The following is a 25,572-nucleotide window of genomic DNA, read 5'->3' as shown; positions in this document are numbered from 1 at the left end:
TCATCTCTAGCGAACGGTAAGGCGGCAGCGTGGATTGTGAGTAAGTTTGCGGGAACAAGAAAAAGGCGGCAATAGTTGCCACCTTCCAGTGAGTTAGTTATTTACGTGCGCATTCTTTAACACAACGGTGTCATCGTCAGGTACGGAGACCCGTTTGACCTCGGCACCCAAGGCGGCCAACTTCTTGTGGAAGTCGTAGTAGCCCCGGTCCAGGTACTTCAGGTTCGTGACCTGCGTGTAACCGTCTGCCACCAATCCGGCCAGAACCAATGCCGCTGCTGCCCGTAAATCGGTCGCAGCCACTTCAGCCCCGTTGAAATCAGTTGGCCCGTGCATGACCACGGTCCGCCCGTTGACCTGGTATTGCGCGTTCATTCGCCGCAATTCTTCCAGGTGCATGAAACGGTTTTCAAAGACGGTTTCCGTCATGGTACTGGTGCCGGTCGCAGCCAGTTGTAAAACGGTCATTTGCGGTTGCATATCCGTTGGGAAACCGGGGTATGGCAACGTTTTGACGTCAGTGGCTTGTAATTTTTCCGGGCCAATGACACGAATGCCACCGGGCTCATCAATTACTTGCGCACCCATTTCTTGTAATTTTGAAATTAATGGTTTGTTGTGTTCCACGATGCCGTCTTGAATCAAGACGTTCCCGTGAGTCAACGCTGCGCCGACCATGAAGGTACCGGCTTCGATACGGTCTTGTACCACACTGTGTTCAGTGCCGTGCATCTTAGCGACCCCGTCGATTCGCAACGTTTCCGTCCCCGCACCGCGGACGTGGGCGCCCATCTTGTTGAGGATGTTAGCCAAGTCGACGATTTCTGGTTCACGGGCAACGTTATCGATCACGGTCGTGCCTTCCGCCAAGCAGGCAGCCATCAGAATGTTCTGCGTGGCGCCAACACTTGGGAAGTCTAAGTAAATGTGCGCCCCTTTAAGCTGATCAGCAAAGGCTTCGATGTACCCATCGTGTTGTTCGATGCGCGCACCCAAGGCTTCCAGACCCTTTAAGTGTAAATCAATCGGCCGCGTGCCAATTGCACAACCACCTGGTAACGCCACACGCGCATGGCCTAACCGAGCCAGCAGTGGCCCCATGACCACGATTGAAGCGCGCATCTTGGAGACATACTCAAACGGCGCTTCACTAGAAAGTTGTTTAGTCGCGTCAATCGTCACTTCTCGTTTGGCCTCATCAAAATCAACGGACAAATTCAAGAAGCGTAAGACTTTATTCATCGTATACACATCAGACAAAACCGGAACATTTGCTAAGTGAGTGATGCCCTCTTCGCCCAGGATCGACGCTGCCAGAATTGGCAGGACGGCATTCTTGGCCCCTTCAATATGGACCACACCAGTTAAGCGGTTCCCACCATGAACAATAATTTTTTCCATGGGATACCTCCAAAGATTTTTATGGGTCTAACGTAACAGATAGCCCAGATTACGAACGTTATCGATGAAGTCCAAAAAGAACGAACTGCAAGCGAATCCAACTGCAACCGACAGCATCACGATTAAGACGCGTGATTGCCGCGGATAAAATGTCATCAATCGCTCAATGTGTAACGCAGAGATAGCCCAAAAGGCTAATCCGATAAAAAATAAGTGACTGATAATGGTCAGAATTCCCTGTAATCCAATGAGTGACATTCGCTCAATCCTTTCTAAACATTCTCACTAACTATAGCATAATTTAGCGACCTTGTCCTTGAGATACCCATAAAATCGGCGTTTGTAATATTACAATTGCCCTAATTCACTGTTTAAACCACATAGTCAGTTGGTTAAATCACCACGATAACCACTAAGCCCTTAATTAGGCATGCCTCAAAATAACCGGTTACCCCGCACCACTCCGGGGGTCAACGACGGTCATGGCTCACCGTCATTGACCAACCAAATCACCGGTCAGACTATTAGTGAAGTATCCCAACTAAACCCGAAAATTAATTGATGCAAGTTGCCAACACCAAAAAGCAAGTCGTCGCGGCAATCCCTTGTCGCTCTAAACATTTCGGCCATCTTGTTTAAATTTTCGTCAAATTTAAACGTGAATATCACCATTTTTGACCCCATCCCCACTTCACTCCCACTTTCGGGTAAACTGGGAGTCCATCGCTGACGAGACTATTGTGGGTACAGCCGCCTTACCGTTAGAACGCTGTCCACCACGTTGGATAAACCAGTCGCCTGCGGCTGCCAGGGGTTTGAATGGCAAGGGCAGGATACTTTGCGTCGAATCACGGCAGCGTGACCACTACCACTCGGTCCATACAGCGATTGCTATCCCGCAAACATCATGGGCACAGTTATGCCAGTTACTGATGAAATCACATGGTCCACACAGGCTACCCTGAAATTTATCGCTACGTGGCGGGTAACCGCATACCAATAGTTATTAACAACCACCACCGTAGCCGTGAGTTCGCTAGAGATGAGTTCAGCTGTGGGAATTCCCTTAGCGACACGGGCTTTGGCGCTTAGGAAACTGGCGTCTTCGAGACGGGCTGCGGCTTAAAATCATCAATTTACCAGCACATGTGAGAGTAATTTAGCGCATGATTCCACCAGATACAAATATTGGAGTAGCCATAATAATGGGCCACACAGGTTATGGCTACCCTTCGTGACAAAATGACGGGAGACCAGTACGTGCACCTCGGTGGTCTACCGCATTGTTACTGACATGCTCCAACTACGCCGGAGGCAGCCAGGGTGGAGCCAGCTGTGACGACGGTGTTGGCTGAGGTTCTTTCTCAGCCTACAGCGTGGGACGACTTCAGAGACTCGCGAACTTTGTGAGGCTTTGAAGCGAGCCGGAAGCCCGCCCTTCAGGCTGCAGGCGTTCCCCATAGCAGGCGGAACCCTGGCTGACGCAGGCACCTGGTTTCACCAATCCGGGCCGAAACGTGCACCAGAAGGCAGCCGGTTCCGCTTAACACTGATAGCCAAACAATCCAAGACCAGGATTATTCGGCTATCAGCCTTAATGCTCGCCGGCTAACCGCCTTCTGGCCCACTCTTAAACAAAAAGCGACCGCCCACCAAAAGAGGTGAACGGCCGCCAGAAACACGCGAACGTATTTTAAATTAGTGCTTAGCCACGTTGATCCGGTTGATTGCTCGCCGCAACGCTACCTCAGCCCGTGCAAGGGAATCGGCATCGTGCGCAGCTTGCGCCTTTTCAATCGTTGCTTTGGCACGTTCCCGGGCACTTTCAGCCCGATTGACGTCAATATCGTCTTGACGTTCCGCACTGTCTGCAACAATGGTCGCCACGTTGTCAGAGAATTCCAAGAAACCACCGTTAACGGCAATCTTATCTTCGTTTTCACCTAACTTGACCCGCGTTTCATCGACTTCCAGAGAAGCAATGAGGGGCACATGGTTATACATAATCCCAAGTTCACCAATGGTCGTCTTCACCACTAATAAGTCGCTCTTACCTTCGTAAACTTGGCCATCAGGGGTAACGATACTAACAGATAACACTGATTGATTATCAGCCAATTAGAATCCCTCCCTAGTTGTTGGCAACGGCGTCATTCATTTGCTTAGCCTTCGCAACGGCATCTTCAATCGCGCCACAGTTCCGGAAAGCGTCTTCTGGAAGGTCATCGTACTTACCTGCAAGGATTTCCTTGAAGCTTCGGATGGTGTCTTCCAACTTGACGTACTTCCCATCCATCCCCGTAAACTGAGAAGCCACGGAGAATGGTTGTGACAGGAAGAATTGGATCCGCCGAGCACGGTTAACAATGGTTTGTTCTTCGTCGGATAATTCATCCATCCCTAAGATAGAGATGATATCTTGCAATTCATGGTACCGTTGCAAGACGTGTTGAACTTCCGTCGCCACTTCGTAGTGTTCTTGACCAATGATTTCTGGGGCCAAAGCCGTTGAAGTCGAAGCCAAGGGGTCCACGGCTGGGTAAATCCCTTGTTGCGTCAAAGAACGTTCCAAGTTGGTCGTGGCATCCAAATGGGCGAAAGTCGTGGCAGGAGCAGGGTCGGTGTAGTCATCGGCAGGCACGTAAACGGCTTGGATAGAGGTGATTGACCCCTTCTTGGTCGACGTGATCCGTTCCTGTAACTGACCCATTTCAGTAGCCAGCGTTGGTTGGTAACCAACGGCTGAAGGAATCCGACCCAACAGGGCAGAAACTTCAGAACCGGCTTGCGTGAACCGGAAAATGTTATCGATGAATAACAGCACGTCTTGGCCCTTAACATCACGGAAGTATTCCGCAATGGTTAACCCGGTCAAGGCAACCCGCATCCGGGCACCAGGAGGTTCGTTCATTTGACCATAAACCATGGCCGTTTGCTTCAGAACCCCGGACCCCTTCATTTCCCAGTACATATCGTTACCTTCACGAGTCCGTTCACCAACACCGGTGAAGACGGAAATCCCGTTATGGCCTTGGGCAATGTTATGAATTAATTCTTGAATTAAAACGGTCTTACCAACACCGGCACCACCGAACAACCCAATCTTCCCACCACGAACGTAAGGTTCGAGTAAGTCAATAACTTTAATACCCGTTTCCAGGATTTCAGTCGTAGGGTTTAATTCGTCATATTTAGGTGCATCACGGTGAATTGGCATCCGTTCTGCGTCTGGTCCAAATTCGGCACCGCCGTCAATTGGATTTCCGAGAACGTTGAACACCCGACCTAATGTGTCGTCACCGACAGGAACAGAAATAGAAGCACCAGTGTTTTCTACTTCCAGTCCCCGACGAAGACCATCGGTACCGTCCATGGCAATGGTCCGCATAACCCCGTCACCTAATTCCAAGGCAACTTCGGTTACAAGGACACTACCATCATCTTTTTTGATGTTCAGGGCAGTGTTGATGTCAGGTAATTCATCATTCAACGGGAATTCAACGTCGACAACAGGTCCGATAACTTGAACAATTTTACCAGCACTCATTATTCGTTAATTCCTCCCGTCATTAATTATTTAAGGCTTCTTGCCCACCAGTAATTTCGGTGATTTCAGTCGTGATTTGCGCTTGACGTGCACGGTTATAGTGCAGTTGCAGCGTCGCGATTAAATCATCAGCATTATCAGTGGCAGACTGCATCGCGTTGGTACTTGATGCATGTTCGGCCGTCTTTGCGTCCAAGATCGCACCGTAGACCAAGCTTTCCGCGTATTGCGGTAAGACGACTTGGAGCACCGCTTCATCAGAAGGCTCCGTGTCGTATTCAGCGGTCAGCGGTGAGGCTTGCGTATCATTTGCCGCGTCAGTCGTCATCGTTTCCTTGTCGACTGGCAACATCTTTTCTGCCCGGAAGCGGGAAGAAATTCGGTTAACAAAATGGTTGTAGCAAACGAAGAGTTCATCGAAGACTTCGTTGTTAAACATCGTGGTCACGGTCTTGACGATTTCCCGAACTTCATTGAATTCAGGCACATCGCTGACCCCACGGTATTCGTAAGCCACGTTGACACCGCGGTGCTTGTAGAAATCAGCACCGGTTCCCCCAACGGCTAACACCATGTAGTCGTCCGGATTTGGCGTCCGTTCTTTAATGAACGCATTTGCATCCCGTAAGACACTGCTATTGTAGCTCCCAACCATTCCACGATCGGAGGTGATCACTAAATATGCGGTTTTCTTTACTGGACGGTTCGACTGTAGGCTACTTGAGGAATTATCATCCAATAGATGAGACTGCGAAAGATGCATGACGACAGCCTTAACCTTAGAAACATAGTCTTGGTAGCCGACTGCTTGTTTCTGAATCTTATTTAACTTCGCCGTCGAAACCATGTGCATCGCCGCCGTGATTTGACGGGTCGCCTTCGTGGAATTAATTCGACGTTGAACGTCATGAATTGATTCAGCCATTATTTCTCACCATCCTTCCTTCAAGTATCTTAATCAGCCGCGTTAGCCGATTCGTCGGCCTTGGCAGTTGGTTGGAAAGTCGTATCGAATTCCGCGATAGCCTTTTCCAGGGAGTCGCCTTCTGGCAAGTTCCCGGTCTTGGTGATCGTGTCTTCGAGATCTTGGTGACTGGCGTCCATGTAATCAAACAATTCGTTTTGGTAACGTAAGACGTCTGCCACTTCCAGCTTGTCCAAATGACCATGCGTCAAGGCAAACAAGATAATAACTTCCTTAGCAACGGGAACGGATTCGTGTAAGCCTTGCTTTAAGACTTCCACGGTCCGGGCCCCACGTGCTAACCGCGCTTGGGTAGCGGCATCCAAATCAGAGCCGAATTGCGCAAAGGATTCCAGTTCACGGTAGGCAGATAAGTCCAACCGCAACGTCCCGGCAACCTTCTTCATGGCTTTGATCTGAGCGTCCCCACCAACCCGAGATACGGAAGTCCCGGCATCCATGGCTGGCCGAATACCTGAATAGAAGGAATCACTGTTCAGGAAGATCTGACCATCGGTGATGGAAATAACGTTGGTTGGAATGTAAGCAGAAACGTCCCCGGCCTTGGTTTCAATGACAGGTAAGGCCGTCATCGAACCGCCACCAAGTTCATCGTTCAACTTCGCTGCCCGTTCCAATAAACGAGAGTGGGTGTAGAAAATATCACCAGGGTAAGCTTCACGACCTGGCGCACGCCGCAGAATCAAGGAAAGTTCACGATAAGCATCGGCTTGCTTGGTTAAATCATCGTAGACGATCAACACGTGCTTGCCGTTGAACATGAACTCTTCACCCATGGCTGCACCGGCGTAAGGCGCGATGTACAGCATTGGGGCTGGTTCAGAAGGGCTGGCAGTAACAACGATCGTGTAGTCCATCGCGCCGAATTTCTCCAACGTTTGTACTTGAGACCGCACCGTAGAAGCCTTCTGACCAATTGCGACGTAGATACAAATCATGTCTTGGTCTTTTTGGTTAATGATCGTATCGATGGCGATAGAGGACTTCCCAGTCTTCCGGTCACCGATGATCAATTCACGTTGGCCACGACCGATTGGAACTAAGGCATCAATGGCCTTGATCCCGGTTTGCAGAGGTTCGCTAACCCCTTGCCGGTCCATAACCCCTGGTGCTTTATGTTCAATTGGCCGCGTCTTGTCCGTGGAAATGTCCCCTTTACCGTCAATTGGTTGACCTAATGGGTTAACAACCCGGCCAATTAATTGATCGCCAACGGGAACTTCCATGATTCGGCCAGTCCGCTTAACCGTATCGCCTTCAGTGATTCCAGTGAAATCACCCAAGATAACGATACCAACATCACTGGCTTCGAGGTTTTGGACCATTCCATAAACCCCGTTGTCAAATAACAGCAACTCACCTTGCAAAGCGTTGTTCAGACCGTGGGCCCGAGCGACACCATCACCAACGTAAGTAACCGTACCAGTTTCTTCAACTGAGATTTCATCCTTGTAGCTTTCTAATTGTTGTTTAATTAGAGCACTGATTTCCTCAGCTTTAATGCTCATGAAAGTTTCACCTCTTTATCACCGAATTCGTTATGCTAGCAGTTGCTGCCGTAAACGATTAATTTTAGTTCGTAGGCTACCGTCAAGCACCGTGTCTGCGGCCTTGATAATAACCCCACCAATCACAGCAGGGTCAACCTTGCTGCTCAAGATGACCTTCTTTGCCCCAACGCGCTTGGCGTAGACGGTTTCGATCTGTGACTTCTGTTCAGCCGTCAATGCGACTGCCGTCGTCACTTCAGCGTAGACCGTGTCGTGGGCATCGTCATACAGTTTTTGGAAAGCGTCGATAATATCGACAAGGTTTTCCATCCGACCGTAATCGTAGGCCATTTGAATCAGGTTTTTGATATACGGTGAGGCTTGCTTCAACAGTGGTTGGAGCAAAGCTTCACGTTCAGCAACCTGCAGGCTAGCGTCTGAGAGCATCGTGCTCAACTGTGGGTTGTCCTGGAAGATACGCCGAAGTTCCTCTAGCTCTGTGTAGCCTGACTCCAGTTGGTCTTTTTCGGACAACAATTCAAATAATGCTTTGGAGTAGCGCTTTGCTACCGTTGCCCTATTAAGACTCATGTTGCTTCCCCAACCCTTCGATATAAGAATCAATTAATGCCTTTTGGTCGTCACCTTTTAATTCTCGTTGAATGATCTTGGAAGCAATCTCAATAGATAGGTCCGCCACATCGTTACGGGCATTGGACAGCGCGTCTTGACGCTCCTGTTCGATATCCTTTTGGGCATTTTGCTTCATCGTTTGAACATCTGCTTGGGCCTGGTTCACGATTTGTTCGCGTTGTTGTTGACCGTTCGTCTTCGCATCATTCACAATCGTTTGGGCTTCAGAACGAGAATTTGCTAAGGCTGCTTGGCGCTTTTGCACCAGGTCGGCAGCATCGTTACGGGACTTTTCGGCAGAATCAATATCGTTACTGATCTTGTCGGCCCGTTCTTGCATCATCTTCGTGACTGGACCCCACGCCACAACCTTAATAATCCACATCAACAGTAAGAACGTGACAATGTAGAATAGAGAATCTCCAAAGTAAAGCGACTGACCAATTACTAAATGTGAGAGCATCTATTGACACCTCCTTTTGCTATCAGATATTTAAAACTAAACCGGTTCATTGTTACTACTTGTTCATAACCATCAAAGCAACAACGAAGGAAATGATAGGCATGGCTTCAACCAGCCCAACACCGATAAACATGTTCGTCCGTAATTGACCTGATAATTCAGGTTGACGAACCATACCTTCTAGCATCTTGGAAATAACGATACCATCACCGATACCCCCACCGACGGCGGCACCAAACATAGCAATACCAGCTGCAATAGCTCCCATAATCTTTGTTTCCTCCTTAAATTAGATAAAACTTATTCCTCGACTTCTAGCTTTTGAGAAATATAAACTGATGACAACGTGACGAAAACGAACGCTTGGATGGCCCCCAAGAATGCGGAGAACCCTTGCCAAGCCATTTCGATTGGTACGGCAACGATCATCGTTGCAATACCGTGTGAAGCTGCCAGATCCCAGATTACCCCTAATAGCATTTCACCAGAGAAGATAACCCCGAAGATACGGAGACCCAACGTCAGAAAGTTCGTGAATTCCTCAAAGATACTAATCGGAAGCCAGAACACGAAAGGTTTCAGGTAGTTTGTGAAGTGACGCTTATAACCTAATTTCCAAACCCCTGCAAACTGAGCGATCATCATGGTCATTAACGAGAACGTTAACGTCGTCATGGGATCAGACGTTGGACTACGAACGATGGTTGCCCCGCCACGTGTTGCCACTTGGATAAACAACCCCAGTTCGTTAGACAGGAAGAGAAATAGGAATAACGTGAATCCCCACAAGCCAAACTTGCCGACATCGCCGGCTGGAATGGACCCCTTCAAAATTCCGTTGGTAAAATCAATTAGCCACTCCAAGAAGTTTTGCCCCTTGGTAGGCTTCATGGCCAATTTTCTGGAAGTGAAAAAAATGACTGCCACCATCAGCACAAATACGACTAGGCCGGAAACCACGTTGGCAGTACTAAAAGTCAGTCCCAGAAATTGGAAGGTTGAAACTGGATCACCATTCACCGAATATCACCTCTTTTCCACACTATATGAACGCATTTTCTCTGTTAAATTCCTCACTCATGTCAGGCATTTCGCAAGAAAAGCGGAATAGTGAACGAAGCGAGCGCTCCATTCAAATACACTGGAAATGATACCACCAATCTAGATAAAAGACAAAACAATTTTTCACAGGATGAACATTCCTGTGAGTTAGATTAAAATCCCATCTTGAAAGGGTTGTTATCGTTTCCATGGTAAACTTGCGTGCGCACTCGCCCCGATAAAAAAATTAAAACTAACGGCCGACCGATCGTCACTCAGCCAGTTGACGACCCACTGAGCAAGTCGTGCTTAAACCGGCCAAATTTGCTGTTTGGCTGGGCTTAAATTTTGCCATGGTCATTGGGTCCCATCGACTGATTGAACGATCTGGGAAGGCACGTTACCGGCCTCAACGGCATTTTACAGCACCACTCTGGGTACCAACACACTGATGGTCGCACTTGACCAGCGCAGTTAAGTTACTAATCTTGCTAACGGGGTTTCCTAACAAAGAAGAGACTCGACCAACTGGCCGAATCTCTTTAACGTTTACTTCGTTCCAAACAAACGGTCACCGGCATCGCCGAGACCTGGCACAATGTAGCCGTCTTCGTTCAGATGATCATCTAACGCCGCCGTGTAAATATCAACGTCAGGTTGGGCTTCGCGTAAAGCTTTAACCCCTTCTGGTGCGGAAACCAGGCAAACAAACTTCATGTTCTTTGGATCAGCGCCCCGCTTTTCCAAAGCTTCGATTGCCATCATGGCAGAACCACCGGTCGCAAGCATCGGGTCAACGATGAAAATTTGCCGTTGATCGATGTCTGAAGGCATCTTCACGAAGTATTCATGAGGCTGTAAGGTCGTCTCATCACGGTACATCCCGATGTGACCGACCTTTGCAGCTGGAATCAATTCCAAAATACCATCTACCATACCAATACCGGCACGTAAGATTGGCACAATGGCAACCTTCTTACCAGAGAGTTCCTTGGCAGTCATCTTGCCCATTGGTGTTTCGATTTCCTTATCCTTTAAAGGCATATCGCGCGAAACTTCGTAGGCCATTAAGGTCGAGATTTCGTTGACAACCTCCCGAAAACTGCGGGTCCCACAGTCTTTGTTCCGGATAATCGTCAGTTTGTGTTGAATCAACGGGTGGTCAAGTACTTGAAACTTCCCCATGAATGAGCGCTCCTTTATGATTTCTTACAATTGTACCATGGATTTCCGCTACCAAAACGCCTAATTTCAAATGAAAACGTTTTTATCATAAATTTTTTAATCTAACGCAGATAACGGGTGGGCACTAGTGAGTGCGTGCACACGTTGCCGGACTTCATCTAAAATCTGATCGTCCGTAGGATTCAAGAGCGTCTTGACAATCAACCGCGCAACTTCACGGGATTCGTCTGCATTGAATCCCCGCGTGGTGATGGCCGGGGTTCCCAGCCGAATTCCGGACGTCTTGAACGGACTTAATTTTTCGTTCGGAATGGCTTCCTTGTTGGTGGTGATCATGACACTGTCCAACAGTTCTTGGGCTTGCTTACCGTTAAGGTCCGTGGCCGACAGATCCAAGGTCATCAAATGGTTGTCCGTCCCCCCGGAAACGACCCGGACCTGAGGCAACTTGCTGAATTCATCAGCCATGGCGTGGGCGTTGGCAATGATCTGCTTGCCGTAATCCGTGAATTCTGGCTGCAGGTCTTCGAAAAAGGCCGCCGCTTTCCCAGCAATCACGTGTTCCAGTGGTCCCCCCTGCGTGCCGGGGAAGACGGCGGAGTTGATGCGCTTGGCATTTTCCGCTTGGGATAAGATCATCCCGCCCCGTGGGCCGCGCAACGTCTTGTGCGTCGTCGTGGTGACCACATCGGCAATCCCCACTGGACTCGGGTGCAGGCCAGCCGCCACTAACCCCGCAATGTGGGCCATGTCGACCATTAAGTATGCGCCGACTTCATCCGCAATATCACGGAAGGCTTGCCAGTCAATGAACCGAGAATATGCGGACGCCCCGGCCACAATCAGTTGGGGCTTCACTTTCAGCGCCAGATCACGAATCATGTCGTAGTCCAGGAGCTCAGTGTCTGGGTTTAACGCGTAGCTGTAAGCATTGTACAGCTTTCCGGAGAAGTTGACCTTAGCCCCGTGGGTCAAATGACCACCGGCGTCCAGGCCCATCCCCAAGATCGTGTCACCAGGCTGCAAAAATGCCGCGTAGACGGCTTGGTTTGCCTGGGAGCCAGAGTGGGGCTGCACATTGGCGTACTCCGCGTTAAACAGCTTCTTAGCGCGGTCAATGGCCAGTTGTTCCACGACGTCGATGTACTGGGTCCCGCCATAGTAGCGTTTGCCCGGATAACCTTCGGCGTACTTGTTGGTCAAAACGGAGCCTTGCGCCGTCCGCACGGCTTCGCTGACGATGTTTTCAGAAGCAATCAATTCAATCGTGTCTTCTTGACGTTGTTCTTCTTTGGCAATAGCGCCCCATAATTCTGGATCTTTTTCTTTGAAATTCACTGGCAATTCCCCCTGAACTGTAATTGGTCTTATTTTACCAAATTTTTCGCGTTCATGGGACTACTTCGCATTATTTATTATTTTATAAATCGTCAACCTAACTAGCTAATCATTGACCACCGGCAACGCTAGTATGCTTTTAGAAATACGGTTCGGACTGTCCGCCTACCGTTCACCAATTTTAGGTGTCGGAACACTGCTATTACAACAATCAACGCGTTGATCTTTAGTTCAAAATAAAAAGCCCGGGAAAACTATCCCAGACCCTTATGCACTAACTTCAAATGGCCAAAACGTGCGCCAACAGGCAACTGGTTCCGCCTGCTGGCCCACTCGACTTACTTTTCAAAATGTTGCTGCCCCGCCGATTTGTTCAACCGGTTCATGTAGGCCGCCCCTAAGCCTTCGGCCGCAAAGCCTTGCGCCAAGATGCCGGTCACAGGTGATTCCAGGTCAAAGTGACGCAGGCCGGCGAACAACCGGTGGCTGGCACTGGCCATGTCGGCCCCTAACGAGAAGGCCTCCGTATTATTCGGGAGCGTTTCTCCCGCCAACGTGTGGTCCAAGGCCATCACGCCGATGGTGCCAGTTTGTTGGGCCGCCCAGGCCAGGGCTGCGGGCCAATCGGCCTCGTCATCCACGATGGTGACCTGTGCGTTAGGCGCGTAGTGCTTGTATTTCATCCCCGGTGCCTTGGGAATCTCACCCTTGCCGACCTTGTGGTGGTTGGACTGCACGGGCCCAATCACGGCGGCCAGCTGTTCTTCGGTCACACCACCGGGACGCAGGATCGTCGGAATGTCCGTGGACATGTCCAAGACCGTGGATTCGACGCCGACCTTGGTGGGACCATCGTCTAAAATACCGGCGATTTTCCCATTTAAGTCGTGGTAGACGTGCTTGGCCAACGTGGGACTTGGCTTGCCCGAGGTGTTGGCGGACGGACCGACCAACGGCACCCCGGCCGCCTTGATCAGGTCTAACGTGACCTGGTTGGCGGGGTTCCGGAACGCCGCGGTGTCCAGGCCCCCGGTAACAGCCTTGGACAAGGCTCCCGGTTGGAGCTTAAAAATCAACGTCAAGGGACCGGGCCAAAACGCCTTGATCAGGGCTTCGGCCTTGTCAGACAGTGGCTGAGCGTACTTTTTAACGGTCTCTTCACCCGTCACGTGGACGATCAACGGGTTGTCGCTGGGCCGTCCTTTGGCCACGTAAACCTGCTTGACCGCCGCTTCGTTGGTGGCGTCGGCGCCTAAACCGTAGACGGTCTCCGTTGGAAAGGCCACGAGTTGGCCGGCCTGAATAGCAGCGGCCGCCGCAGCGATTTCAGTTGGTTGAAAAATCTTGGTTTCCATAACTATTCTCTAATCTCCCATCTAAATTCACAATTGCACGCGCACCATGCGATCATGGCCATTGATGTCTGGTTTGATGGTCACCGTCGCCTGCGGCAGGGCGGTTTCAAAGACCGCGCGCACCGCTGGCCCCTGCTGGTACCCGATCTCGGCAAAGAACTGCCCGTGTGGTGTCAGGTAATCCGGCAACGCTTGAGCAAACCGCTGATAAAACGCCAGGCCGTGATTAGCCGCAAAGAGCGCCGTGGCTGGCTCGAAACGCTTGACCGAGTCATCCATCACGGGCCGTTCCGCCTGATCGATGTACGGCGGGTTGGACACGATGATGTCAAATCGTTGGCCCGCCACCGGCGCGAATAAATCGCCCACCGCCAACGTCACTGGCGTGTGTAACGCCTGGGCATTTTGCCGGGCGACGGCGATCGCGGCGGCCGAAATATCCGTCGCCGTAACCGTCCAGTCGGGCCGTTCCGCCTTTAAAGTGAGCGCAATCGCCCCACTTCCGGTACCCACGTCCAACAGCTGAACGGACCCCGGTGGCGTTTGTAAGACCCACTCGACCAGTTCCTCCGTCTCGGGACGGGGAATCAACGTGGCCGCGGTGACCTGAAATTCACGACCGTAAAACGGCGCGTGCCCCAATACGTATTGGGCGGGTTCACCGGCGCAGACCCGGTCGACTTGTTGCTGATAGGTCGTCGCTAATTTAGGCGGCACCTCGTCGCGATAGTGTTGCACCAGTTGGGTAAAGGACCAGCCTTGCCCTTCCTGCATCAAGTAGGCGGCAACGCTGGTCTCTTGGCCTGCCGCCGTCAGTTGTTGCTCGGCGGCCCTCAGTGCCATCAAAATGGTGGTCTTAGCCATTGTTCTTTAAGTCTTCTAGCTTGGCTGCTTGATCGGACAGAATCAACGCATCGATGATGTCATCCAATTCGCCGTTCATCACGCGGTCGAGCTTGTTCAACGTCAAACCGATACGGTGATCCGTGACCCGGTTTTGCGGGTAGTTGTAGGTTCGGATCCGTTCGGAACGATCCCCGGTCCCCACGGCCGACTTCCGTTCGGCATTGTAGGCGTCTTCTTCTTGTTGCTTGTAGTAGTCGTAGACCCGCGCCCGTAAAATAGTCATGGCCTTGGCCCGGTTTTGTTGCTGCGACCGTTCATCTTGCATGGCAACCACGATTCCGGTTGGCAAGTGGGTCATCCGCACGGCTGATGAGGTCTTGTTAATGTGTTGCCCACCGGCACCAGATGACCGGTAAACGTCGGTCCGAATGTCCTTCGGGTCGATATCGATGTCCACGTCCTCTTCTTCCGGCATCACGCCGACCGTAGCGGTACTGGTGTGGACCCGACCAGCAGATTCCGTCGCGGGCACCCGTTGTACCCGGTGTGCGCCGTTTTCGTACTTGAGCTTGGAGTAAACCTTGTCCCCAGTGATCATCAAGACGATTTCCTTGAACCCACCAACTTCGGTGGCGTTCTCATCGACAATTTCAATCTTCCAGCCCTGACGTTCGGCGTACTTGGAGTACATGCTAAAGAGGTCAGCCGCAAATAAACTAGCTTCGTCCCCACCAGCCGCACCGTGGATTTCCATGATGATGTTCTTGTCATCGTTGGGGTCCTTCGGCAACAGTAAGACCTTAATGTCGTCTTCGAGCTTTTCCTTTTGGGCCGTTAAGTCCTTGAGCTCTTCTTTGACCATGGCATCCATGTCATCGTCGAGCTTTTCGCGTAACATTTCGTCGTCATCAGCAATTTGCTTGGTGACGTCTTGGTATTGGTGGTACTTCTCCACCGTTTCGCGCAGCTCCCCTTCTTCTTTGGACAGCTTCATGAATTTCTGCGTGTCCGCGATGACTTCGGGGTCACTGATCAATTCATTGAGCTCGTCGTAGCGGTCGGCCACGGCTTGGAGCTTGTCAAACATTTCATCCATACGATTTAACCTCGTTTCAAAATTAACTAGTATCAAGCGCCTGGGTCAAAACCTCCCAGGTACATTCGCATCGGCTTTTCTCAGCCTATTTTGGCCGCGACTTGCCAATCTGATCCAATGGTGGGTTGAAATAATGGCGCCGGCAAACCGGGTAGTAGGCCTCGTTGCCGCCAATTTGGACCTGTTCGCCCTCATAGACCGGTTGATTGTCATGGAACCGTAAGTTCATGATGGCCTTCTTGGTGCAGAACCAGCAGATGGTCTTCATTTCTTCGATCTTATCCGCGTATAACAGGAGGTACTTGGAGCCTTCAAACAATTCATTCTTGAAATCGTTCTTCAGTCCAAAGGTCATGACCGGAATGTGTAAGTCATCCACCACTTTGGCCAGTTGAAAAACGTGTTCCTTGGTCATAAATTGGGCCTCATCGATCAACACACAGTTGGCCTGCGCATCAATGCGTTGCACCTCGTCGTAGAGGTTGGTTTCCTTGAAAATGGGATGAGCCGTTCGCTTCAAGCCAATGCGACTTGAGACGTGGCCGACCCCATCTCTGGTATCCAAGCCACTGGTCATGATGATGACCCGTTTGCCCTGTTCCTCATAGTTATGGGCGACCTTCAAGATTTCAATGGTCTTCCCGCTATTCATTGCGCCGTACCGAAAAAATAGCTGCGCCACGTTGCTCCCACCTTTTTGACAGTTTCTATCTATTATAGCCGATTACGCTAGAAAATTCGACTGTCGCGGCCAATTGGTGCCAGATTTCTTCCGCGAAACCGCTGCCAATTCGGTGATTACTGATATTGGTTATATTGTGGTCGCTGGCCGCCTTACCGTTCGCGAAATAGGTGCTGGAACGCGGTGGGCAGGACCGGTCTGAGCCAAAGGACGGTCTCAGCCCTCGCTGGGAACCGAAGCCCACGTTTCCCAGACGCCATTTTCTAAGAAAGACACTTAAAAAATCCCACGGCTGAGCGCCTATTTCGCTTCACTCTCGGCTACACGGGTGGTTGGCCAAAACCAACCGTTTGGTGCCGTAAGTGCAGCCCACTAAAATGCCTGGTTACTATCTGATTCAAGCCATCGCAGTGACCAAAATAATCAAGCAATCAGAATAGTCCGTTTTGCCGTCAATCCCAGCGTCACCAACCGACGTACGGTGGCGTGAAATAGGACGGGAGTAAACAACTCCAATTTCCTGTTGGCGTCCGTTTTGGCTATGAGACCATTAGACGCGTGCTTCGGTTCAGACCGTTCCTCAGTCTTTCGTCGGCTGCCACCCCTATTTCACGACCAACAAGGCGACCGCCTGCCCCCCAGCTGGGCAGTCAACCAGCCCAACTCCTTGCGATTTGGGAAAGTTCAAGCAGAGTCCTCCCCTTAACGCCGAAAAAATGCTAAAATTAAGGCTTGAATATTATGGAATCCGACATTAAAAAATCTTGTCGCGATTAAGGAGCGAATTGCATGTCATTCAGAAGCGGCGTTGCCACCTTCGCGGGGAAATCCTCTTACTGGTTTCTCCACACGTTTCTACACGGGGGAAGTTCTCTCCCCGGAAAAATTACGTTAAAACTCGATCCCAACATTTTGCGGACCTTGGGCGCCAAGTATGACGTCATCGTCATCACAGGAACCAACGGGAAGACGTTGACCACGGCATTGACGGTCTCCGTGCTGCGCGAAAAGTATCCCGATATCTTGACGAATCCCACCGGCTCCAACATGGAACAAGGGATCGTCACGACCTTCTTAAACGCTAAAAATCCCAAGACTGGCCGGCCACTCGCCGTTTTGGAAGTTGATGAAGCCAACGTGATCAAAGTGACCCAATATATTGAACCGAAAGCTTTCGTCTTCACGAACATTTTCCGGGACCAAATGGATCGCTACGGTGAAATTTACACCACGTATCAAAAGATTCTAGACGGCGTGGCCCTGGCGCCCAACGCGACCATCATCGCAAACGGCGACTCGCCAATTTTCCACTCCAAGGAATTGCCGAACCCGATTCAGTACTACGGCTTTGACAATCAACCGGACGGCGACTTCAAGGCCAAGCCCAACACGGATGGCGTGCTGTGCCCCAACTGTGAGCACATTTTGCACTACCATTCCTTAACTTACAGCAACCAAGGCAAGTATTTCTGCCCGAACTGCGGCTTCTCGCGGCCAGAACTCGCCTACCGCTTGACCAAGCTGGGCGAACAAACGCCGACGTCTTCAAAATTTGACATCGACGGTCACCCCTTCAAGATTCAAGTGGGCGGCACCTACAACATTTACAACGCCCTGGCCGCCTATGCGGTTGGCCGTTTCATGGGCGTCACGCCGGAACAGGTCAGCGACGCCTTCAACGCCAACCAGCAGGTCTTCGGCCGCCAAGAAGTCATCAACGTCGATGGCAAACGCGTCACCATCATCTTGGTCAAGAATCCCGTGGGGTTAGACCAAGTTCTGCACATGATTGGCACGGATACCCACCCATTTTCACTGGTGGGCCTGCTGAATGCCAACTACGCCGACGGGATCGACACCAGCTGGATCTGGGACGGCGACTTTGAACAACTGGCCGACCGCGACATCCCAACAGTCATCACCGGGGGCGAACGCTACAAAGATATCACGTTCCGCCTGAAGGTCGCGGGCATTCCCGACGACCGCCACATTGTGGAACCGAACCTAGAAAAGGTCGTTGACGAGATCAAGAAGGTCTCGACCGACCGCGTTTACGTGCTGGCGACCTACACCGCCATGCTGCAGATGCGTAAAATTTTAGCTGATAAAGGCTACGTCAAGGAGGGACTCGGACTATGAGTTACGAATTAAACGTCGCCCACTTGTACGGCGACCTGATGAACACTTACGGTGACGTCGGTAATATTCTGGCGTTGAACTACTATGCCAAGCAAATGGATGTCACCTTAAACGTCAAGGTGGTCAGCCTGGAAGAGTCCTTCCACGCCGCCGACTACGACCTGGCTTTCTTCGGCGGGGGCCAAGACTTTGAACAAACCATCGTGTCCCAAGACATCCAAACGAAAAAAGCCGAACTGATCAAGTTTATCGAATCCGGCGGTCCCCTGCTGGCCATCTGTGGTGGCTTCCAGCTGTTGGGGCACTACTACATCGGTGCGGACGGCGAAAAACTGCCTGGTATCGGTGCCTTAGACCACTACACGTTGGCCCAAGACCACAACCGGTTCATCGGCGACATTGTCATCAAGAACCAAGAGACCGGCGAGACCTACCATGGCTTTGAAAATCACCAAGGGCTGACTTACCTGGGCAAGGGCGAACGTCCCCTGGGCAACGTCATCTCCGGTAAGGGCAATAACGGTGAGGACGGCACGGAAGGCGCGATCTACAAGAATGTTTATTGTTCCTACTTCCACGGTCCCATCCTGACTCGCAACGGCGACATCGCCAAGCATTTGTTGGTCGCCGCTTTGAAACGCAAGTACCCGGACACCGACTTCAGCCAACAAGAAGCCCTGCCAATTCCCGCGACCTTCTAGGGTTTCGCGCAACATTGTCTGTACTGGCCGCCTACCGTTACGTGAACCTCTAGGCTGGAACGCTGGGGGAGGACGGGCCGAGCCAAAGTACGGTCTCGGCCCTTGCTTTGAGCCGGAAGTTCACCGTCTCAAAGTCACCAATTTAGCAGCAAAGTTCGCTACTAAATTCCCCGGCTGAGCCTAGAGTTCACTTCACTCACGGCTAGATTAGTGGTTGCTGGCAACCGCCAGTGTCGCTGGTCGTACTTGCCGAAGACTGGTGTTATCAATCTTTTCATCGCAAACCCAAAAGTGTCTACCCAGGTTGTCCTAGTGACAATCTGGGTAGACACTTTTTTACGTAACTGCAGGTTGAAAGACAAAATCAACTGGAACTATTGTTATCATGCGCCTCATGGCATTAAAAATAGTCGTTTACAGCCTCACAAAGCGAACTGGCCGCCTACCATGACGACCAGTCTTTCATTAACACAGTGTTGCTGATAGCCAGCAACTTTGCCGGAGGCAGCCAGGATGGCCCCATCTGGGTCGGCGGTGTTGGCTAAGGTTTTGTCTCAGCCTACAGCGTGGGACGACTTTGAAGACTTACGGGCTTAGTAAGGCTTCAAAGCGAACTGGAAGCCCGCTTTTCAGGCTGAAGGTGTTCCCCAAAGCAGGCCCCACCCTAGCCTGACGCAGGCGCCTAGTTTCACCAATTTTAGGTGTCAGAACACCGTCATTACGGCAATCAGCACGGTAATTTCACTTTCATTCTTTAGTTACACAAAATCATGACCGACATACCGGCTCTTTTCTGCTAGATACGTGCCAATGACCGCGTTGCGTTGGTCGAGGTAGGGTTCGTTGGGGGCTACCGGATGGACCCGGTTGGTCAGGAAAACCATCGCCTGTTTGGCCACTGGATCGATCACCAAATACGTGCCGGTGAAACCGGAATGCCAGATGACGCGGTGCGCTTGTGGCCACTGCGTCGCGGTCAACGCCCAGCCCAGTGAACGGCCCGCGTGACCATTGGGCGTCCAGTCGTGGGTCAACTGGTCGACGTAGTGTGGCGGCAAGACCGCGGGAACCGTTTCTGGCCGACAGTACGCCTGACAGAAGCGGGTCAGATCGTCGATGGTGCTGAACAAACCCGCGGACCCGCAGCGGCGTTGTAAGACGTAGCCCTTGGGGTCGTGGACCTCCCCGCGAATCAATCCCCGAGTGACGGTTTGGGCCGTGGGGATGCAGGCCAACGGGTCGCTCGGGGTAAACGTACTGTGGATCATCCCCAGCGGCGTGAGCACTCGCTTTTGCACGGCTACCTGAATCGGCTCGCCTAAAAGTCGCTCGACGATCCACCCCAAGAAAATGTAGTTGACGTCGGCGTATACCATTTTCTGGCCAAAGGTCGGCCCCACGTGCAGCTGTAACAGCGCGTGTGTCAATTCGGGGGCCGCCAGTTGATTACGGTTGGGGATGTATCCCGTGATGCCCGACGTGTGGGTCAGTAAATGCCGCACCGTCACCCGCGGATCCTGCCACTCGGGTAAGTAGTCGTGCACCCGGTCGGTCAACCGCAGCCGGCCCGTGGCCAAGAGCTGCAGGACCACGCTCAGTGTCCCCACCACCTTGGTCAGCGAGGCCACATCATACAGCATGCCCGGCCGCAGTGGCTCCGTATGGGGCACGACGGCGGCAACACCGTACTGCCCCGTTTCCACCCGATCGCCATCAATGAACGCAAAGCTCACGCCCGGCACTACCTTCTCCGCGACCAACCGCTGAAGGGCCGCTTTCGTTGCAACATACGCCATAGACCGCACCTCTCTCTTTCTTCGTCCCCATTGTACCCATCCCGCCTGGCAAATGGCAATTCAAGATTGTCTTAAACTCATGGTTAACTGCCGGATAGCCCAAACCGGCCGCCCACCGCGTTCCAGGCTCAACGTTGCCGACCAGTCAGACGGACGCCCCTGTGTCACCGCTACCAATCCCGCGCATACCAAAAGCGCCCTGCCACGAATGACAAGACGCTTTGCAAAGCCATTTAATTTAAGCCAAGTCGTTTCCGGTGAACTGACTGTTGTAGAGGTCGGCGTAAAAGCCGTTGGCCGCTAACAGACTGTCGTGGTTCCCGGTTTCCACAATGTGCCCATGGTTCATGACCACAATGTTCTCGGCGTTTTGAATCGTTGATAACCGGTGCGCCACCACGAAGCTCGTCCGGCCCGCCAGCAAGCGTTGCATGGCGTGCTGGATCAGCATTTCCGTCCGGGTATCGACCGAACTGGTGGCTTCGTCCAAGATCAAGACGTCGGGATCCGCCACGAACGCCCGGGCAATCGTCAACAGTTGGCGTTGCCCTTGCGAAATGTTCGTCGCGGCTTCGTTCAAGATGGTGTCGTAACCATCCGGCAACTGGCGAATGAAGGTGTCGGCATGGGCGGCCTTAGCGGCAGCGTACACGTCATCTTCTGTCGCATTCTCGCGACCGTACTTGATGTTGTCAAAAATCGACCCGGTAAATAGCCACGTATCCTGCAGCACCATCGCAAAGTGACGGCGCAAATCGGTCCGACCCACGGCGTGCGTGTCCTGGCCCCGATACCGGATCTGACCAGAATCGACATCGTAGAAGCGTTCTAGCAGGTTGATGATGGTGGTCTTCCCGGCCCCGGTTGGCCCGACAATAGCGACCATATCACCCGGTTTGACCTTCAAATTGAAGTCTTCGATCAGCGGATTGTTTTCCACATACCGGAAGGCCACGTTGTCAAATTCAATGACGTTGCCATTAGGTGCCGTTTCCGCTGGGACTTCCGCCGTCTTGGTCTCGACCATATCGGATTCGTCCAGGACGTCAAAGATCCGTTCAGCAGAGGCAATCGTCGCTTGAATCGTGTTGGTCAAGTTGGCCATTTGGGTGATGGGTTGGGAGAATTGGTTGGTGTATTGCAGGAAGGCCTGCACGTTCCCCAAGCTAACGGTCCCGTTGGCCACTTGAATCCCCCCGATAACGGCCACAGCCAGGTAATCTAAGTTTTTCACGAAGTTCATCAGCGGGAAGATCAAGCTCGACACGAACTGCGCCTTCCACGCGGATTGGTAGTACTTTTGGTTGTGTTCTTCAAATTCGGCTTGCGTGGATTCCTCCCGATTGAAGGTCTTGACCACCGTGTGACCGGCGTAAGTCTCTTCAACCGTGTTGTTCAACAGCCCCAGATTCTTCTGTTGACTGGCGAAGAACCGTTGCGATTTGGGCGCCACGATACCGACCACTAAGACACTCAGTGGTACGGAGATCAAAGCGACCAACGTCAACCAGCCACTAATCGTCAGCATCATGTACAAGACCCCAAAGAAGGTCAAGACACTGGTGACCATTTGCGACAGGGTCTGTTGCAGCGTACCCCCGATGTTATCCATATCGTTGGCCATCCGCGACATCAAGTCCCCGTTACTATGGGTATCGTAGTAGCTGATAGGCAACCGTTGCATCTTTTCCTTCAGGTCGCGCCGTAACCGGTAGACAACCTTTTGGGAGATCCAACTCATGATCAGCTGCTGCACGATCCCAAATAACGCTGCTCCGGCATACATAATGCCGACGACCAGCAGAATGTGGCCGATTTTATCGAAGTTGACGGGCAAACTGTGAATGCCAATGCCGGCCTTCAGCTCTGCGGTCCCCTTCATGACACCTTTAAATAATTCAGTCGTGGCTTCCCCCAAGATCTTCGGCGTCCGGATCTGCAGGATCACCGAGACAACTGCGAAGACTAACACCACGAAGATACCGGGTAGCCAGGCTTTCATGTAGCGGAACAACCGAAAAGTCGTTCCCCAGAATTTTTGTGGCCGTTGTTTGGTAGCGGCACCGCGTCCATTACGCATCGACGGTATCCCCCTTCCGCAATTGTGAATCCAGGATTTCTTGGTACGTCTGGTTCGTGGCCTTCAGCTCATCGTGCGTGCCTTGACCCACGATATTCCCGCCATCGATAACCAAGATGAGGTCCGCATCGGCAACCGTGGAGACCCGTTGGGCAACGATGACCGTCACACCAGCTTGAACCTGTTCATCCTTGCGCAGTTCTTGACGCAGTTGCGCATCGGTCTTAAAGTCCAGCGCGGAGAACGAATCATCGAAAATGTAAACGCTCGCCCGCTTTAAAATCGTCCGGGCAATGACCAGCCGTTGCCGCTGTCCACCGGAGAAGTTGTCCCCGTTTTGTTCAACGACCGCGTCTAGGCCACCCTCTTCTTTGACGAAGTCGCTAGCTTGCGCGACATCTAAGGCGTGCCAAATTTGGCTATCGCTGGCATCCGGCATCCCAAAGGTCATGTTGCTACGGACCGTGCCGGAGAACAGGACGGCCTTTTGCTGGGTGATTGAAATGGCATCGTGTAAGGCCTTTTGACTCAAGGCGGTCAGCGGCGTGCCGTTCAGTTTGATTTGCCCATTTTCGGGGTCAAATAACCGCGGAATCAGGTTGACCAGCGTGGATTTCCCAGAACCGGTCCCCCCAATAATGGCGACGGTTTGACCCGCCGTGGCCGTGAAGTTCACGTCGGTCAGAGCTAATTTCTCCGCCCCGGTGTACCGGAAGTTCACGTGATCAAAGGTCAGACTGGCTTCGTTGCTATCCAGGTCGACGGGTTGGTCGGCATCGTTGATCTTGCTCTTTAAGTCCATGACTTCGTTGATCCGAGTTGCAGACGCTTGGGCCCGTGGCAGGAAGACGAAGACCATGGAAACCATCATGAAACTGATCAGCAGTTGCGTCGCATAAGTCATGAACGCCACTAAGTTACCAACTTCCATGGCTTGACTGCCGATCAGCTTACCGCCATACCAGACGATCCCGATGTTGGTCCCACTGACGATCAGCGTGATGATTGGCAGCATCAAGGAAACGATCATGAAGACCTTGATCCCAGTCGAGGTGTAATCTTGGTTGGCCCCTTCAAAACGGTCTTGTTCGAACTGGTCTTGATTGAACGCACGGATGACCCGCACCCCCGTCAAGCCTTCACGAAAGACCAGGTTGATGCGGTCGATTTTCTTTTGCAAGCTCTTGAATAAGGGCACCGCAAAGTACATGATCAGGCCCGTAAATAAGGCCAAGACCGGTAACGCCACCAAGAAAACCATGGTCAGCCGCGGACTCTTGACGTAGGCCAAGACCCCGGCGCCTACCAGCATGATGGGTGCCATCAACATCATCCGCAGCATTTGGACCATGACGTTTTGAATCTGCACCACGTCGTTGGTCGTCCGCGTAATCAATGAGGCATTCCCCACCGTTTCGAATTCTTCGGTGGATGCGTAGGTGACTTTCTTAAATAAATCGGTTCGGATCCGTTGGCCCATCCGTTGCGACTGCGTAGACGCGTAATACACGTTCCCGGCAGCGCCTAAAACCCCAATGAAACTCAAGAGGAGCATCAGACCACCCGTGCGCCAGATGTAGCCGATATCGTTGTTGGCGATCCCTTTATCGATGATGTCAGACGTCAACGTCGGTAAGGAAAGATCACAGGCAACTTGAATAATCATAAACCCAACAGCAAGGACTACTGCCCACCAGTCCAAGTGTTTTCGGGCAAGTCGCATCATGAAATTTTGGCCTTCTTTCTTCTAAGGTTACTCTGTAAAACATCAAAATTGCATATGCGACAATTATACTCGCTTGAATTGTGTTTGCAATCAAGGATTATCGGGTTGTTTCATCTAACTATTGGAAAAAGTTGGGAAATCAGCCTTTTGAGATGAAAAAAATTATCGCCGTTAGCCACCACCCGTTTCCCCGCTGAGTGATCGAACGATCAAGGTCGACGAATCACCGCCATGTAAGCGTTTACGGCAATCTTTTCGTTGGTCATAAGACTGGTAATGTTCGTCATATTTGTTACAATGGGGACACTGAAGGGAGTAAGCGCATGGCGAGCAACTCAGATTCAATCTATAACGTCTTAACCTATATCCACCGTCACCAAGATCAGGTCCGCTTTATTCAGCAGCGTAATAGTAACGTCATCGCGATTGGCGTTCCCGATTCGGTGCCGGTAGCGAATCAAGAACTCTACTTCCCCATTGGCCATCTGCTGGTCAATCGGATGGACGATGACTTTTTAGCCAAAAATGGCGACCTTCTGAACGACTTCTTCGACCGCACGCGCAGTTCAAAGGAAGGCTATCGCGAGGTCTGGATCACCACCAGCTACATTCCCGCCGAGCACGTCTACCTGGTGGAAATGTCATTTGAATAATTGGACTCAAAAAGCGAGCCTGGACGATCGACCGTCCGGACTCGCTTTTGCATGTCTTCATTAGTTAACTAACGCATTGATTACCGTAACGACGGTGTCTCAATACCTAAAATTGGTGAAACCAGACGCCTGCGTCAGGCTAGGGTGGGGCCTGCTCTGGGGAACACCTCCAGCCTGAGAAGCGGTCTTCCGGTTCGCTTGAAAGCGTGGCCAAGCCCGCCAGTCTCTCAAGTCGTCCCGCGCTGTAGGCTGAGAAAAAACCTCAGCCAACACCGCCGACACAGCTGGGGCCACCCTGGCTGCCTCCGGCAAGTTGACACCCATCAGCAACACTGTGTTGGCTGAAAGCTAACTGATAAATTAGCTGCTACCAAGAGTTAAGCCGATTGTTGTTGGCAAGCACTACCGTAGCCGT

Annotated in this window: 22 protein-coding genes; 3 read left to right on the top strand and 19 right to left on the bottom strand. The window is 51.7% G+C overall.

The genetic code is table 11. From position 1 onward, the window contains the following. Positions 1 to 93: 93 nt before the first annotated feature. The 16 genes from murA to LKH74_RS09940 all read right to left on the bottom strand — a co-directional run bounded on the left by murA (position 94) and on the right by LKH74_RS09940 (position 16,062). Complete coding sequence (gene murA / locus LKH74_RS10015) at positions 94 to 1,401, bottom strand: UDP-N-acetylglucosamine 1-carboxyvinyltransferase (RefSeq protein ID WP_135367646.1); 1,308 nt, start codon at positions 1,399 to 1,401, stop codon at positions 94 to 96. Positions 1,402 to 1,428: 27 nt separating this feature from the next. Beyond that, positions 1,429 to 1,659 (bottom strand): DUF1146 family protein, encoded by a 231-nt coding sequence (locus LKH74_RS10010; RefSeq protein WP_125575367.1) that lies wholly within the window; start codon positions 1,657 to 1,659, stop codon positions 1,429 to 1,431. A gap of 1,440 nt (positions 1,660 to 3,099) precedes the next feature. Beyond that, positions 3,100 to 3,519 (bottom strand): F0F1 ATP synthase subunit epsilon, encoded by a 420-nt coding sequence (locus tag LKH74_RS10005; RefSeq protein WP_125575368.1) that lies wholly within the window; start codon positions 3,517 to 3,519, stop codon positions 3,100 to 3,102. Positions 3,520 to 3,532: 13 nt separating this feature from the next. Next, positions 3,533 to 4,948 carry a F0F1 ATP synthase subunit beta gene (gene atpD, locus LKH74_RS10000; RefSeq protein WP_135367645.1) on the bottom strand — a complete coding sequence of 472 codons (1,416 nt, stop codon included), beginning with the start codon at positions 4,946 to 4,948 and terminating at the stop codon, positions 3,533 to 3,535. A gap of 22 nt (positions 4,949 to 4,970) precedes the next feature. Continuing rightward, positions 4,971 to 5,873 carry a F0F1 ATP synthase subunit gamma gene (locus LKH74_RS09995; RefSeq protein WP_287708302.1) on the bottom strand — a complete coding sequence of 301 codons (903 nt, stop codon included), beginning with the start codon at positions 5,871 to 5,873 and terminating at the stop codon, positions 4,971 to 4,973. Between the two features lie 29 nt (positions 5,874 to 5,902). Beyond that, a complete protein-coding gene (gene atpA / locus LKH74_RS09990) occupies positions 5,903 to 7,441 on the bottom strand; it encodes a F0F1 ATP synthase subunit alpha (RefSeq protein ID WP_135367643.1) in 1,539 nt (512 codons plus the stop codon). A 30-nt stretch (positions 7,442 to 7,471) separates the two neighbouring features. Further along, positions 7,472 to 8,014 (bottom strand): ATP synthase F1 subunit delta, encoded by a 543-nt coding sequence (gene atpH, locus LKH74_RS09985; protein ID WP_135367642.1) that lies wholly within the window; start codon positions 8,012 to 8,014, stop codon positions 7,472 to 7,474. Further along, the gene (gene atpF, locus LKH74_RS09980; protein WP_135367641.1) at positions 8,004 to 8,519 is read right to left on the bottom strand and encodes a F0F1 ATP synthase subunit B; all 516 of its coding nucleotides are present in this window, start codon (positions 8,517 to 8,519) and stop codon (positions 8,004 to 8,006) included. Before atpF ends, atpH begins: the two co-directional genes overlap by 11 nt. Before the next feature lie 55 nt (positions 8,520 to 8,574). Further along, positions 8,575 to 8,787 (bottom strand): F0F1 ATP synthase subunit C, encoded by a 213-nt coding sequence (gene atpE / locus LKH74_RS09975; RefSeq protein ID WP_125575374.1) that lies wholly within the window; start codon positions 8,785 to 8,787, stop codon positions 8,575 to 8,577. A 32-nt stretch (positions 8,788 to 8,819) separates the two neighbouring features. Continuing rightward, positions 8,820 to 9,539: a F0F1 ATP synthase subunit A gene (gene atpB, locus LKH74_RS09970; RefSeq protein WP_135367640.1), complete on the bottom strand. Its 720-nt coding sequence runs from the start codon at positions 9,537 to 9,539 to the stop codon at positions 8,820 to 8,822. A 570-nt stretch (positions 9,540 to 10,109) separates the two neighbouring features. Then, entirely contained in the window at positions 10,110 to 10,745 is a 636-nt protein-coding gene (gene upp, locus LKH74_RS09965; RefSeq protein ID WP_125575376.1) for a uracil phosphoribosyltransferase, read from the bottom strand. Positions 10,746 to 10,841: 96 nt separating this feature from the next. Then, positions 10,842 to 12,083: a serine hydroxymethyltransferase gene (glyA, locus tag LKH74_RS09960; protein ID WP_135367639.1), complete on the bottom strand. Its 1,242-nt coding sequence runs from the start codon at positions 12,081 to 12,083 to the stop codon at positions 10,842 to 10,844. Between the two features lie 338 nt (positions 12,084 to 12,421). Beyond that, a complete protein-coding gene (locus LKH74_RS09955; protein WP_287708303.1) occupies positions 12,422 to 13,438 on the bottom strand; it encodes an L-threonylcarbamoyladenylate synthase in 1,017 nt (338 codons plus the stop codon). A 27-nt stretch (positions 13,439 to 13,465) separates the two neighbouring features. Then, complete coding sequence (gene prmC, locus LKH74_RS09950) at positions 13,466 to 14,302, bottom strand: peptide chain release factor N(5)-glutamine methyltransferase (RefSeq protein ID WP_287708304.1); 837 nt, start codon at positions 14,300 to 14,302, stop codon at positions 13,466 to 13,468. Then, entirely contained in the window at positions 14,295 to 15,380 is a 1,086-nt protein-coding gene (gene prfA, locus LKH74_RS09945) for a peptide chain release factor 1 (RefSeq protein WP_135367636.1), read from the bottom strand. Before prfA ends, prmC begins: the two co-directional genes overlap by 8 nt. Before the next feature lie 85 nt (positions 15,381 to 15,465). Next, positions 15,466 to 16,062 (bottom strand): thymidine kinase, encoded by a 597-nt coding sequence (locus tag LKH74_RS09940; RefSeq protein WP_135367635.1) that lies wholly within the window; start codon positions 16,060 to 16,062, stop codon positions 15,466 to 15,468. A gap of 789 nt (positions 16,063 to 16,851) precedes the next feature. Here LKH74_RS09940 and LKH74_RS09935 point away from each other — a divergent pair. Together LKH74_RS09935 and LKH74_RS09930 are read left to right on the top strand one after the other, a co-directional pair. Continuing rightward, a complete protein-coding gene (locus LKH74_RS09935; protein ID WP_287708305.1) occupies positions 16,852 to 18,201 on the top strand; it encodes a Mur ligase family protein in 1,350 nt (449 codons plus the stop codon). Next, positions 18,198 to 18,902 carry a type 1 glutamine amidotransferase gene (locus LKH74_RS09930; RefSeq protein WP_287708306.1) on the top strand — a complete coding sequence of 235 codons (705 nt, stop codon included), beginning with the start codon at positions 18,198 to 18,200 and terminating at the stop codon, positions 18,900 to 18,902. The genes LKH74_RS09935 and LKH74_RS09930 overlap by 4 nt, the downstream gene beginning before the upstream one ends. Positions 18,903 to 19,660: 758 nt before the next feature. Here the strand turns inward: LKH74_RS09930 and LKH74_RS09925 are convergent. The 3 genes from LKH74_RS09925 to LKH74_RS09915 all read right to left on the bottom strand — a co-directional run bounded on the left by LKH74_RS09925 (position 19,661) and on the right by LKH74_RS09915 (position 24,504). After that, complete coding sequence (locus LKH74_RS09925; protein ID WP_287708307.1) at positions 19,661 to 20,698, bottom strand: serine hydrolase domain-containing protein; 1,038 nt, start codon at positions 20,696 to 20,698, stop codon at positions 19,661 to 19,663. Positions 20,699 to 20,936: 238 nt separating this feature from the next. Further along, complete coding sequence (locus tag LKH74_RS09920; RefSeq protein WP_287708308.1) at positions 20,937 to 22,778, bottom strand: ABC transporter ATP-binding protein; 1,842 nt, start codon at positions 22,776 to 22,778, stop codon at positions 20,937 to 20,939. Further along, on the bottom strand, positions 22,771 to 24,504 hold the full coding sequence (locus LKH74_RS09915) for an ABC transporter ATP-binding protein (RefSeq protein ID WP_135367630.1): 1,734 nt from the start codon (positions 24,502 to 24,504) through the stop codon (positions 22,771 to 22,773). Before LKH74_RS09915 ends, LKH74_RS09920 begins: the two co-directional genes overlap by 8 nt. Before the next feature lie 323 nt (positions 24,505 to 24,827). On the opposite strand from LKH74_RS09915, the gene LKH74_RS09910 reads away from it, so the two are divergent. Further along, entirely contained in the window at positions 24,828 to 25,157 is a 330-nt protein-coding gene (locus tag LKH74_RS09910) for a hypothetical protein (protein ID WP_135367629.1), read from the top strand. Positions 25,158 to 25,572: the final 415 nt, after the last annotated feature.

Origin of the sequence: Levilactobacillus sp., assembly GCF_022646225.1 — a bacterium.
In the GTDB taxonomy this organism is placed as follows: domain Bacteria; phylum Bacillota; class Bacilli; order Lactobacillales; family Lactobacillaceae; genus Levilactobacillus; species Levilactobacillus suantsaiihabitans.
This window is presented reverse-complemented; position numbering and strand designations above follow the sequence as displayed.

Bases quoted from the DNA above. Each gene is read 5' to 3' on its own strand.
- atpH (WP_135367642.1), bottom strand. From the start codon at position 8,014: ATGAGTCTTAATAGGGCAACGGTAGCAAAGCGCTACTCCAAAGCATTA.
- prmC (WP_287708304.1), bottom strand. From the start codon at position 14,302: ATGGCTAAGACCACCATTTTGATGGCACTGAGGGCCGCCGAGCAACAA.
- LKH74_RS10010 (WP_125575367.1), bottom strand. From the start codon at position 1,659: ATGTCACTCATTGGATTACAGGGAATTCTGACCATTATCAGTCACTTA.
- LKH74_RS09930 (WP_287708306.1), top strand. From the start codon at position 18,198: ATGAGTTACGAATTAAACGTCGCCCACTTGTACGGCGACCTGATGAAC.
- atpF (WP_135367641.1), bottom strand. From the start codon at position 8,519: ATGCTCTCACATTTAGTAATTGGTCAGTCGCTTTACTTTGGAGATTCT.
- atpE (WP_125575374.1), bottom strand. From the start codon at position 8,787: ATGGGAGCTATTGCAGCTGGTATTGCTATGTTTGGTGCCGCCGTCGGT.
- upp (WP_125575376.1), bottom strand. From the start codon at position 10,745: ATGGGGAAGTTTCAAGTACTTGACCACCCGTTGATTCAACACAAACTG.
- LKH74_RS09920 (WP_287708308.1), bottom strand. From the start codon at position 22,778: ATGCGTAATGGACGCGGTGCCGCTACCAAACAACGGCCACAAAAATTC.
- prfA (WP_135367636.1), bottom strand. From the start codon at position 15,380: ATGGATGAAATGTTTGACAAGCTCCAAGCCGTGGCCGACCGCTACGAC.
- LKH74_RS09915 (WP_135367630.1), bottom strand. From the start codon at position 24,504: ATGATGCGACTTGCCCGAAAACACTTGGACTGGTGGGCAGTAGTCCTT.
- atpA (WP_135367643.1), bottom strand. From the start codon at position 7,441: ATGAGCATTAAAGCTGAGGAAATCAGTGCTCTAATTAAACAACAATTA.
- LKH74_RS09925 (WP_287708307.1), bottom strand. From the start codon at position 20,698: ATGGCGTATGTTGCAACGAAAGCGGCCCTTCAGCGGTTGGTCGCGGAG.
- LKH74_RS09955 (WP_287708303.1), bottom strand. From the start codon at position 13,438: ATGGAAACCAAGATTTTTCAACCAACTGAAATCGCTGCGGCGGCCGCT.
- LKH74_RS09995 (WP_287708302.1), bottom strand. From the start codon at position 5,873: ATGGCTGAATCAATTCATGACGTTCAACGTCGAATTAATTCCACGAAG.
- LKH74_RS09935 (WP_287708305.1), top strand. From the start codon at position 16,852: ATGTCATTCAGAAGCGGCGTTGCCACCTTCGCGGGGAAATCCTCTTAC.
- murA (WP_135367646.1), bottom strand. From the start codon at position 1,401: ATGGAAAAAATTATTGTTCATGGTGGGAACCGCTTAACTGGTGTGGTC.
- atpD (WP_135367645.1), bottom strand. From the start codon at position 4,948: ATGAGTGCTGGTAAAATTGTTCAAGTTATCGGACCTGTTGTCGACGTT.
- LKH74_RS09910 (WP_135367629.1), top strand. From the start codon at position 24,828: ATGGCGAGCAACTCAGATTCAATCTATAACGTCTTAACCTATATCCAC.